The 10,924-nt window shown below is 63.0% G+C and carries 9 protein-coding genes; 6 read left to right on the top strand and 3 right to left on the bottom strand.

All coding sequences use genetic code 11. From position 1 onward, the window contains the following. Positions 1-65: 65 nt before the first annotated feature. Both CH271_RS19275 and CH271_RS19270 read left to right on the top strand, forming a co-directional pair. Positions 66-1,199: an XdhC family protein gene (locus CH271_RS19275; RefSeq protein ID WP_094634512.1), complete on the top strand. Its 1,134-nt coding sequence runs from the start codon at positions 66-68 to the stop codon at positions 1,197-1,199. Positions 1,200-1,274: 75 nt separating this feature from the next. After that, on the top strand, positions 1,275-1,862 hold the full coding sequence (locus CH271_RS19270; RefSeq protein WP_094634511.1) for a TetR/AcrR family transcriptional regulator: 588 nt from the start codon (positions 1,275-1,277) through the stop codon (positions 1,860-1,862). Positions 1,863-1,968: 106 nt separating this feature from the next. Here the strand turns inward: CH271_RS19270 and CH271_RS19265 are convergent, their stop codons facing one another. Genes CH271_RS19265 through CH271_RS19255 form a run of 3 tightly spaced genes read right to left on the bottom strand, consistent with a single transcriptional unit; the run spans position 1,969 to position 5,133 of the window. Continuing rightward, positions 1,969-3,180 carry an acetyl-CoA C-acetyltransferase gene (locus tag CH271_RS19265; protein WP_094634629.1) on the bottom strand — a complete coding sequence of 404 codons (1,212 nt, stop codon included), beginning with the start codon at positions 3,178-3,180 and terminating at the stop codon, positions 1,969-1,971. A 32-nt stretch (positions 3,181-3,212) separates the two neighbouring features. Beyond that, positions 3,213-4,382 carry an MFS transporter gene (locus tag CH271_RS19260; protein ID WP_094634628.1) on the bottom strand — a complete coding sequence of 390 codons (1,170 nt, stop codon included), beginning with the start codon at positions 4,380-4,382 and terminating at the stop codon, positions 3,213-3,215. 49 nt (positions 4,383-4,431) lie between these two features. Next, the gene (locus tag CH271_RS19255) at positions 4,432-5,133 is read right to left on the bottom strand and encodes a GntR family transcriptional regulator (protein ID WP_094634510.1); all 702 of its coding nucleotides are present in this window, start codon (positions 5,131-5,133) and stop codon (positions 4,432-4,434) included. Between the two features lie 237 nt (positions 5,134-5,370). Between CH271_RS19255 and CH271_RS19250 the strand changes: the two genes are divergently transcribed. Genes CH271_RS19250 through CH271_RS19235 form a run of 4 tightly spaced genes read left to right on the top strand, consistent with a single transcriptional unit; the run spans position 5,371 to position 10,879 of the window. Beyond that, positions 5,371-6,762 carry an MmgE/PrpD family protein gene (locus CH271_RS19250; protein WP_094634627.1) on the top strand — a complete coding sequence of 464 codons (1,392 nt, stop codon included), beginning with the start codon at positions 5,371-5,373 and terminating at the stop codon, positions 6,760-6,762. Positions 6,763-6,808: 46 nt separating this feature from the next. After that, a complete protein-coding gene (locus CH271_RS19245) occupies positions 6,809-7,945 on the top strand; it encodes an ABC transporter ATP-binding protein (protein ID WP_094634509.1) in 1,137 nt (378 codons plus the stop codon). Next, positions 7,942-9,711 (top strand): ABC transporter permease, encoded by a 1,770-nt coding sequence (locus CH271_RS19240; protein WP_094634508.1) that lies wholly within the window; start codon positions 7,942-7,944, stop codon positions 9,709-9,711. The genes CH271_RS19245 and CH271_RS19240 overlap by 4 nt, the downstream gene beginning before the upstream one ends. A gap of 25 nt (positions 9,712-9,736) precedes the next feature. Further along, positions 9,737-10,879 carry an ABC transporter substrate-binding protein gene (locus CH271_RS19235; RefSeq protein ID WP_094634507.1) on the top strand — a complete coding sequence of 381 codons (1,143 nt, stop codon included), beginning with the start codon at positions 9,737-9,739 and terminating at the stop codon, positions 10,877-10,879. Positions 10,880-10,924: the final 45 nt, after the last annotated feature.

Below are 10,924 nucleotides of genomic sequence, written 5' to 3'. Positions count from 1 at the left end.
TGCACCCCCTCCCCACCCCCACCGCATAACCCACACCGAATCGGCGCGTCGGAAGGTCACGCAACGTGAGAGAGATCGTCGATCGGTTGTCGAACTGGGACCGCGAAGGTGTTCCTTATGCGGTAGCCACTGTCATCGCGGTATCCGGAAGTGCACCAAGGCTTCCGGGTGCCGCGATGGCGGTATGCGCAGATGGTGAAGCAGTGGGCAGCGTCTCGGGTGGCTGCGTCGAAGGCGCGGTGTACGAGTTGTGCCGCGAGGTTCTCGACACCGGCGAGCCCAGGCGGGAGGCGTTCGGCTACGGCGACTCCGACGCGTTCGCCGTCGGTTTGACCTGTGGGGGAGTGGTCGAGGTGTTCGTTCGGCTCGGTCCTCCGCGGGCCGTGCTCGCGGCCATCGCGTCGAACACTGCGGTAGCCGGGGTGACGATGCTCGACGACTCAGGACAGTCACTCGCGGTACTGTCCTCGTCGACAGTCGGCACAACTGGTGTCGCCGAGATCGACGCGGTAGTCGTGGGCGAGGCGCTCGCGATGCTGGATTCCGGCGGCACCGACATTCGATCGGTGCGGTGTCGTCCTGATCTCGAGATGTTCGTGCAGTCCTACGCAACCGCACCACGTCTGCTGATCTTCGGTGCCATCGACTACGCCGGCTCGCTCGCTCGCATCGGCAAGTTCCTCGGCTATCACGTGACCGTGTGCGATGCTCGACCGGTATTCGCAACGGCCACAAGGTTTCCCGACGCAGACGAGGTGGTCGTCGAGTGGCCGCACCGCTACATGGCGAGGACGGTAGTCGACGCCCGCACGGTGATCTGCGTGCTGACTCACGATCCCAAATTCGACGTGCCACTGTTGGAAGTTGCACTGCGTTTGCCTGTCGCGTTCGTCGGAGCAATGGGGTCACGCCGGACGCACGCTGATCGGACGGCACGGCTCCAGAAGGTCGGACTGACCGAGGTCGAGCTGTCCCGGCTACGCTCGCCGATCGGTCTGGACCTGGGGGCCAGAACTCCCGAGGAAACTGCCTTGGCCATAGCGGCGGAGTTCGTGGCAGCGCGACGCGGGGGTAGCGGTGTGCCGTTGACGCGAACTGCCGGTCCGATCCACCGAGCCGTCCCACCTGTGCTTGTGCCGGAATCGAATACAGCGAAACAGCCCCTCACGCTCCCGGCGTCGATTCGCTCGACGCTGTAGAGCACCTGCGCGGTTCTCGCGTGCGGTGACGTCTGTGTCCCTTCGTCGCAGACGGCCGTCTGCCACAATCGAGGCATGCCAACACCCTCGGGCGAAGCCCGCCCACGCGCCCAGCGTGGCCCGAAGCTCAGGGCTCGCATCCTCGAGGTGACCATGGAATGCATCGATGAGCTCGGTGTCGAGAATGTCAAAGTCGCGGATGTCGCCGCGCGCGCCGAAGTGCACGAGACTTCGATCTACCGACGGTGGAAGACCCGTCCTGGGTTGATCGTCGATGCTTTGATGTCGAAGACAGACGGCACCGTCTCGGTGCCCGATACCGGTACCCTGCGTGGCGACCTCGTGAAGTTCGCCCAAGATCTTGCCGCGTTCTCGTCCACGCCGGCAGGCCGAGCATTCAACCGAGGTTTCGACCCGTCGGGTGACGATATGGAAATCATCGAGGCGTGCCGGCGTTTCTGGCAGTTGCGTCACGAATCTTTCAGGCCTGTTATCGAGCGCGCGCAGAACCGCGGGGAAGTCAGGCCCGACGTAGACCCTTTGGTGGTGGTCCGAATGTTGGGTAGTTACGTCATCTTTCACTCGACGTATCTGGGTGGCAACATCCACGCGGACGCAATCGATGTAGCGGTGGAGATCACGATGCGGGGGATAGTGGGCTGACAACACCAACGCCCAGCAGTCGAACTCGGCGTCGGTGTTGTCGGATGGTTCACGTGGAGGCTGAGAACCCGGTCTCGTGCGGCAAACCGGAGTCGAACATTCTCGGTCAGGCGATGCGCTCGAACACGGCAGCCAGTCCCTGGCCGCCGCCGATGCACATGGTTTCGAGGCCGTAGCGCACCTCCCGCCGGTCCATTTCACGAAGCAGTGTCGCCAGGATTCGTGCCCCGGTTGCGCCCACCGGGTGCCCCAGCGAGATGCCCGAACCGTTGGGGTTGAGTCGCGAATCGGTGGGGTCGAGCTTCCAGGTCCGAAGGACCGAAAGCGCCTGAGCCGCAAAAGCTTCGTTCAGTTCGATAACGTCCATGTCGTCGAGTCCCAGGTTCAGTCGGCCGAGAGCGGACCGAGTCGCGGGCACAGGGCCGATGCCCATCGTGCGGGGTGGCACGCCCGCCACCGCCCACGACGCGAGCCGGGCAAGCGGTCGGAGTCCCAGCTCGGACGCGACCTCGGGGGTCGTGACGATGCACAGCGCCGCACCGTCGTTCTGTCCACTCGCGTTTCCTGCCGTGACAGTCGAGTCGGGGTCCACCCGCTGGCGTATCGGACGCAGCGATGACAAGCTTTCCACGGTGGTATCAGCGCGGGGATGCTCGTCGACGGCAACGACTGTCGGCTCACCGCGTCGATTGGGAACCGAGACAGGGACGATCTCCTCGTCGAAGACGCCGTTCGCTTGCGCGGCGACTGCTCGACGATGCGACAGTACGGCCAGTGAGTCCTGGTCTGTGCGGGAGATCGAGAACTCGGCCCGCAGATTTTCCGCGGTTTCGATCATTCCGCCTGGAACCGGATAGTTCGCTCCTCCCGCGGTGACGCGTGCGCGGGCCAAGCGGTCGGAGAGCTGGACCGATTCGGCCTTGACGCCCCATCGCATTCCGGTCGCGTAGAACTCGGCGTTGCTCATCGACTCTGCCCCGCCGGCCAGAACGAGAGTACTGGCTCCGGTCTGAACCTGCATGCACGCGTTGATGACTGCTTGCAGGCCGGATCCGCACCGGCGATCGATCTGTTGCCCGGGGACCTCGATTCCCAGTCCGGCCTGCAATGCTGCCACGCGCCCGAGTGCGGGCGCTTCTCCGTTGGGTGATGCTTGGCCGAGGATGACGTCGTCCACGCGGTTGGCCGGAATACCGCTGCGGTGCATTATTTCTCGGATTACAGTGGCTGCGAGTTCCTCGGGACCGATGTCCCGCAGGACGCCGCCGAACCGCCCTACCGGTGTGCGTAGCGGTTCGCAGATCATTGCGTCGGGCATGTGTATTCCTTTGTTCTGGTCGAGGATCGGGTTCAGGAAGGGGAGTGAAAGAGCGCGCGCCACGTCGATGCTGCGGCCCCGGCCAACAGTCCGCCCGTGAGGTAGAAGACCGCACCTGCTCCCGCAGATCCGGCGAAGGTACCTGCGACGAGCGGGATGACTACCTGCCCGAGGCGATTGCCCGTCAAGCGAAGCGAGAGAGCAGATGCCCGGTTACGCGGGTTCACCAGTCCGGCGACCCATGTCATCGTCAGGGGTTGAGCGAGCCCCCAGAAGAAGCCGGCAATTGCGATCAGCACTCCGACGACCCATTGATCGGTCAGGATGGGAACAAGAATCATCGGCAACGCAGAGCACAGACTGCCGGAGACCAGAAGCCATTCGCGCGGCGCTACTTTCAACAGCTGGGTGAGCAGCGTACGTGAGATGATCGCGGCGACGGAGCGAGCTGTCAAGATGACCGTCACGACCACGACGCTGTATCCGTATTGCTCTCCGAACACTGGCAGATATGCGGTCATCAGGTCCATGGACGTCAGAATGATCAAGCTCGAAAATACTGCCGGGCGCATGCCTTTTGTCGTCAACATCGCTCGCGTGGATTGCTTCTCGTGCTCCTTGCGAGCCCGAACCGAGGCATCGGTAATGCTGAGTGACGGTGCCAACGTGAGGATCGACGCCAGGACCGCGACGCCGAACATGGCGATCAGGGCTCCCTGCGTGTCCACGTGGCCGACGTCGCTGCGCGAGGCAATGAAGCCGACGATCGGTATTCCGATCGACTGGCCCACCGATATCCAGACCGTCAACCCCCCGAAACGCCGGTCGTAGTCGTCCGGCTTGGACCGAACAGGAATGTAGCCCTGGCTGGACACCATCGTCAGAATATGGCTGAACCCGAGCAGAATACAGCCGGCGGCCAGAACCACGATCCCCGAGCTGACGATGACGACTGCGACGGCGATCAGCGAGATCGCGGTGCCAAGGCGCAGCATGGTCGCCGCCTTGCGCCCGTCGACCGCTCGTCCGATCTGCATTGCCGCGACCAGGGGAAGCAGCGAATACAGAGCCGTGAGGACTCCGACGGTCAGGGCATCGCCGCCGAGTTCCAAGGCTTTGTAGGTGATCATCACACGTACTGCCGCGTACACCGCTTGGATGAGTGCCGTTGTGGCACAGAGCATCACAAACCAAGACTTGATCATCTTCCCTCAGTGTCCCTTGCCGGTCTCGCCCTGACCGGCAGGGGAATCAATCATTCGAGAAGTTCTCGGTTTCGTCGGCTCCGGCGGCCCGAAGGTCTGGTTCACGTTCGCGGATTCGGCTGGCGCGGGCCACGTGTTCGGCAGTCAGCCGTCCGGCCGCCTCGGCATCTCCTCGCTCGATAGCGTCGAGAATGCCGTCGTGATCGTGCTGAAGCTCAGCCGCATCTGCGGGTCGACGCCACACGGTGGTGCCCGGGGTGAAACGGGCCCACAGAAGTTCGAGGTGCTGAACGATCAGCGGGGACGTCTGGCCGTAGATGGCGAAATGAAAGGCGCGGTTGAGAACCGAGAGTTCGGCCGGAGTGCTGGTACCCGCTGCCTGAGCGGCAGACAGCTCTGCATGCGCTGCACGGATTGCGTCGAGTCCACGCGGCGTCATTCTTTCCACGGCCATTTCTGCGGCGGTCCGCTCGGCCGCGGCGCGGAGGCGGTACAGGTCTCGTGCGGTGTCCGGCGTCATTTCGCGCACCGACGCACCCTTGTGTGCGTCGTAGGAGACGACTCCGTCGGCCTCGAGCATGCGCAGTGCCTCGCGAACCGGGGTGGCGCTGACTCCGTACCGCTTTGCCAGGACGGTTTGTTTGATCAACTCGCCTGGCTTGATCGCGCCGCTGGCGACGTCTTCCTTGAGTCGATCGACTACGTATTTCGTCCGGCTCACTGGCGGGGCGGAACTCGAGACGCTCATGCCGGGGACCTCTCTTCGTGCGAAAGTGCGCTCTATTTTGTCTACACCATCGTGTGTTGACCTTACGCACAGATATCGACTTCCACATGAACTATGGACAGTAGACAACACTCTATAGAGTGTGTAACGTGCATCACCAGCGCAGGAGAGTGTGACCCGCAACTCGCTGATCGATAACGATGCAGGCCCAGCCCACCGGCGAGACAATCAATGACGAGACCTATTACGGAGATGCGAATGAGCTCCCAGGACAATCTGACACTGGATATCGCCGACTGGATCGTGAGGCAGAGCAAAGCCCCACTCCCGCAGAACATGGATCATCATGTTCGGCGCATGCTGCTCGACCACCTGGCCGGGGTGGCCGCCAGCGCAGTCGGAGATGTCTCCCGCGCCGTCGGAGTGCACGTCGCCCGGTCTTACGCAGGCTCCACGTCCACTGCAATCGGACACGGCCGCACGTCGGCCCTGGGCGCAGCACTGCTCAACGGAACCAACGGCCACGGAATCGAGTCGGACGAGGGGTACACGCCCGGCTCGATGCACCCGACCTCGGTGGTGTTTCCGGCCGTGTTCGCAGTTGCCCAAGAGCGTGGGATCAGCGGTGAACGAGTCCTGATCGCATCCGCCATCGGAATGGAGCTGGCGTGCAGGATTGCAGATGCAGGCCATCCCGCCACGCGTAACCGCCATTTCCACAACACCCCGATCGCCGGGGTATTCGGTGCTGCCGCCGCCGTCGCAGTTCTGCTCGAGCTCGACGTGAACGGCGTCGCGAACGCACTCGGCCTCGCCGGCTCGCACGCCAGCGGAGTATTCGAGTTCCTCGGTGGATCGGCCGAGGTCAAACGCTTCCATCCCGGCAAAGCTGCTCGTGACGGCATCGCCAGTGCCGACTTGGCCGAAGCCGGCCTCACCGGGCCCACCACGATCTTCGAGGGGCGCGACGGCTACTTCGCCGCATATGCGGGTGAAGAAGGCACGGACTGGTTCGCCGACACGCTCACCCGTGGACTCGGTGAGGACTGGGTCCTACTGCGCACCTATGTGAAGCCGTATCCGTGCTGCCGACACCTGCACGGTGCGATCGACGCGGTCCTGGCACTGCGCAACGAGCATTCCCTCGATGCGGCTGACATCAGCTCGATCGACGTCGGTACCTTCGCCATCGCCACCCGCCACGCAGGTCGTGTTCTCGACACCATCCTGCAGGCACAGTTGAGTCTTCCGTTCACCGTCGCCGTGGCAGCTGTTCGCGGGGCCGTCACCATGACGGATTTCGCCGAGCCGACGCGGCAGGACGCCGACATCGTTGCGCTCATGGACACGGTGACCGTTCGTCTGGACGAAGCCGCCGACGCGTCGTACCCCAAGACCGGACGACCGGCCGAGGTAGCGATCACCACCAAGGACGGACGTCGTCTGGTGCACCGGGTCGAGCAGCCGTACGGGGAACCGACCAACCCCATGTCCGATGCCGACCTCGAGGTCAAGGCTCGCGGACTGGTCGAGCCGCTCATCGGTTCGGACGGAGCCAAGCAGCTGATCGAATCCTGCTGGAACTTCGACACCCTCACCTTCCTCGACGATCTCGACGCCGCAGTGCGCGCGTACTCCACCACCACCTAAGACATCCACTTCCGCGGGCAGCCGTCGGATACAGAAAGGACCTCTCATGGAGGTTGCAGTTCACGATCTCGAACTCGCCTACGGCGATTTCGTAGCCATCAAGAGTCTCGACCTGATCATCCCGGACGGCGAATCGGTCGTCCTGCTCGGCCAGTCGGGCTGCGGAAAGACCAGCACGATGCGTTGCATCGCCGGTCTCGAAATGCCCACCGGTGGAACCATTTCGATCGGTGACAAGACGGTGTTCGACGGTAACTCCGGCAAAGTGGTTCCGGTGTACAAGCGCAACGTGGGCATGGTCTTCCAGTCCTACGCCGTGTGGCCCCACAAGACCGTCCTCGAGAACGTGGCGTTCCCGCTGAAGATGAAGGGCGTGGCGAAGTCGAAGCGCCGCGCCGAGGCACTCGCGGTACTCGAACTCGTCGGACTTGCGCACCTGGCCGACCGCGGAGCCAGCATGCTCTCCGGCGGACAGATGCAGCGCGTGGCCCTTGCACGTTCCATGGCGATGGCCCCGAGCGTGCTTCTGCTCGACGAGCCACTGTCCAACCTCGACGCCAGGCTGCGTGACGACCTGCGTGTCGAGCTCCGCAGAATCCAGACCGAACGTGGTCTGACGAGCCTCTACGTCACCCACGATCAGCAAGAAGCGCTCGCACTGGCCGACCGCATCGCGATCATGCAGGAGGGTCGCATCAGTCAGCTGGGCACTCCCGAGCAGATCTACGGGTCGCCGGTGAGCGCATCGATCGCCAGCTTCCTCGGCGTGACCAATGTCTTCTCGGTCGCGGCCGACTCGACGTCTCGATCGCTTCACCTCACCGGGTCCGAGGTCGTGCTTCGGTCTACGTCCGACGTGCCCACGGCGGCGTCGAGCGCCTGCATTCGACCCGAAGACATTCTCGTCACGCTCGATCAGCCGCGTGACGTTGCCACGGCCGCAAGCCATTCCGACACCAACATCCTCGACGGTGTCGTCGAGATCGCCGTCTTCCAGGGATCGACCATTCGCTGCAAGGTCAAGCTCGACGGCGGAGTTCAGCTCGACGCCGTGTGCGCGCCGCCCACCGACGGTGTGCTGGCACCGGGCGCACGTGTCAAGGTCACCATCGCCGCGGACGCGGTCAAGGTTCTGCCCGACGAAGCCCCGGTCGGGGAATCCCGAGTGGCGGTAGCAGCATGAGCACGTCCACTCTGGAGAAATCGGCACCGGAGGCACCGCTCCCGCTCGTACCGCGCAAGCGCAACAAGAAGATCGGCCGGCGCGGCAAGTTCGGCAGCCTTCCCCTACTGCTCGTCGTCGCGTTCCTCGTGCTGGTACCAGCAGGCTTCGTCCTGCTGGCAGCGTTCAGCGAGACGGTCCCGCGCCCCGGAAGCATCTCGTTCGATCTCACGCTGAAGAACGTCGACGTCCTTCTCGAAGCCGGCGTCCTCGGAGCGACCGCGAACTCCTTGCTCATTGCGGTGTCCGCGACGGCAATTGCCCTGTGCATCGGCGGCTTCCTCGCATTCATCACTGCCCGAACGAACGTCCGCGGAAAGTCTTTCGTCTTTCTCATCGGCTTGATGCCTATGTTCCTGCCCTCGTACGTGGGTGCATTGGCATGGTCGATTCTCGGCAGCCCTGGAGCAGGTCTGCTGAACGTAGCGGGCCGAGATCTGGGAATGGGAAGCCCGGTCAACATGTACTCCACCGGTGGCGTCGTCATGGTGTTCGCGATGTACTACGCGCCGTACGCCTTCCTGCTCATTCACGCCTCGATGTCGCTGATGAACCCCGACCTCGAAGATGCATCCAACGTGCACGGAGCGTCCACCTGGCGCACGATTCGGTCGGTCACCACCCCACTGGCGCTGCCGGCGATCATGGGTTCGGGTCTGTTGATGTTCATTCTGATCCTCGAAAACTTCCCTGTTGCACAGGTATTGGCAACCCCCGGCCAGATCGACACGCTGCCCACCTTCATCTACAGGTTGATGAACACCTCGCCGTCACGCGGCAACGAGGCATCGGTCATCGCGATCGTTCTGGTCGCGGCCGTCATTGCGATCACAGTCGTGCAGCGCAAGGTGTTGGCCAAGCGTTCGTACACCACGGTTTCGGGCAAGGGAGTCAAGGCTCGCACCCTCGACCTCGGCAAACTGCGCACACCGGCATTGCTGCTGGCACTGCTGTATTTCGTTCTCGCGATCGTGCTTCCGCTGCTCGCCCTGTTCTTGTCGGCCATCCGCAGCTCTCCGTACATGCAGTCGTTCGGTTCCTTGACCGAGCCGGGCGCACTGGACATCACCTCGTTCACGGACGTGTTCTCCTCGGAGACCTTCCACACCGCAGCGACCAACAGTGTCCTGGTGTCCGTCATGGCGGCAGCAGGCGGAACGGTGCTGGCCTTCCTCGTGGGATACACGGTCTACCGCACCAGCTCGTATGCACGCGGTCTGCTCGAAGCACTGTCCATGGTGCCGCTGGCCATCCCGGCGATCGTTCTCGGTATCGGACTGCTCTGGACGTGGTTGGTCATGCCGGTCCCCGTGTACGGCACGCTCTGGGTTCTGATCATCGGCTTCGTCGCGGTGCAGATGCCACAGGGCTTCCGCGGTATCGCTGCTGCCATCCAGTCGACGGATCGCGATCTGGAAGACAGTGCAGTTCTGTTGGGAGCACGCCGCTTTCGTGCCATCAGCTTCGTCACGATTCCGCTGCTCCGCGTCGCGGTGTCCTCGACGTTCCTGATGCTGCTCATGCTCAGCATGCGAGAACTCACAGTGCCCCTGTTCCTGTACACCACCGACACCCGCATTCTCTCGATCGCCATCTACGACCAGTTCGAGAACGGTGGAGCGCTCCGTGAGGCTTCCGCGCTGGCACTGATCTACTGCGCGATCATGTTCATCCTCAGCTACCTGCCGCGCCGGATCGGTGCCAAGAGTGGGTCCGGTCATGCATAAGGCAACCGGCTCGAAAGGAATCGAAATGACTACTCGAAAGGGACGTCTCCCGCGGCTGGCCGGAGCCCTCGTGGCAGCCACCGCACTCGTCGTGACGCTGACAGCCTGTGGCCAGGAAGGCGGTGGCAAGGACGAGCAAGCTCGCGAGCTCTATCGGGCCTCGGAGGTCGACACCAGCAATGGTCTCGTGATCGACGGGGAACTCGTTGCGGACAAGGCACTCTGGGATGCGGCGCAGGGGGGAGTGGTCAAGCTCTACTCCGGTACCGGAAAAGAAGCCGAGGACCTCACTGCGGCCCGATTCAAGCAGGAGACGGGCCTCGACATCGAGCTGACGCGTTTGCCGACCAACAAGCTCGCCGAACGTGTTCTGTCCGAGCAGGGCGCAGGCAAACTCGGTGCCGACATCGCGCGAGTCACCGATCCGCGCGTGGCGAAGCAATTCTCCGAACAGGGTGTTTTCGTACCGTATGCAACGCCTTTCGACGACCTTCTTCGTCAGCAGAACACCGGCCTACGCGACACCTATCTCAACTGCTACTACTTCGTCAACGCAATGGGATACAACGACGCGATCATCGAAGAAGATCAGCCCACCCAGTGGGAGGATCTGACCGACCCGAAGTACAAGGGAAAGCTCGGTGTCGTTGCGGTGACGACCGGCGGAACGCTGAATGCGCTGGCCAACTTCCAGATCTCGACGCTCGGCGAGGACTTCTTGAAGAAGCAGGGCGAGCAGAATCCGCGCATCTTCGATTCGACGTCCACCGAGGTCGATGCGCTTGCTCGCGGCGAAATCTCCATCGCGTCGCTGAGCTTCAACAACGCGTTCGCGGCCGAACTCGCAGGAGCGCCACTCGAACTGGTGATTCCGGACAAGGGCGTGTCGGCGTCGGAGAACTTGATGGGTATGACCGCGAACGGTCTCGCGAATCCTGCTGCGCAGGTGTTCATGAACTGGACGATGTCCAAGTCCGGGCAGGGATTCGCAGCGGCCCAAGGGTTCGTTCCGGCGCGTACCGACATGGATCCGATCAAAGCCGGCGACAAGTACCAGCTGCCGCAAGCAAATTCGCCGCAGTTCCATCTCTTCAGCGAAGAGGAATACGACGAGTTCGCAGCGCGTGACGAAGAGATCTGGAAGCAGGCATTCGGTTACATGGGCTGATCCGGCCCGAATAGAGAGCGATCTCGCAGACTTCATTAATCTATA

Source organism: Rhodococcus sp. 05-340-2 (assembly GCF_002258915.1).
GTDB lineage: Bacteria > Actinomycetota > Actinomycetes > Mycobacteriales > Mycobacteriaceae > Rhodococcoides.
The sequence above is the reverse complement of the archived record's forward strand: the minus strand, read 5'-3'. Positions and strand labels throughout refer to the sequence as shown.

Bases quoted from the DNA above. Each gene is read 5' to 3' on its own strand.
- CH271_RS19270 (WP_094634511.1), top strand. From the start codon at position 1,275: ATGCCAACACCCTCGGGCGAAGCCCGCCCACGCGCCCAGCGTGGCCCG.
- CH271_RS19265 (WP_094634629.1), bottom strand. From the start codon at position 3,180: ATGCCCGACGCAATGATCTGCGAACCGCTACGCACACCGGTAGGGCGG.
- CH271_RS19255 (WP_094634510.1), bottom strand. From the start codon at position 5,133: ATGAGCGTCTCGAGTTCCGCCCCGCCAGTGAGCCGGACGAAATACGTA.
- CH271_RS19250 (WP_094634627.1), top strand. From the start codon at position 5,371: ATGAGCTCCCAGGACAATCTGACACTGGATATCGCCGACTGGATCGTG.
- CH271_RS19245 (WP_094634509.1), top strand. From the start codon at position 6,809: ATGGAGGTTGCAGTTCACGATCTCGAACTCGCCTACGGCGATTTCGTA.
- CH271_RS19240 (WP_094634508.1), top strand. From the start codon at position 7,942: ATGAGCACGTCCACTCTGGAGAAATCGGCACCGGAGGCACCGCTCCCG.
- CH271_RS19235 (WP_094634507.1), top strand. From the start codon at position 9,737: ATGACTACTCGAAAGGGACGTCTCCCGCGGCTGGCCGGAGCCCTCGTG.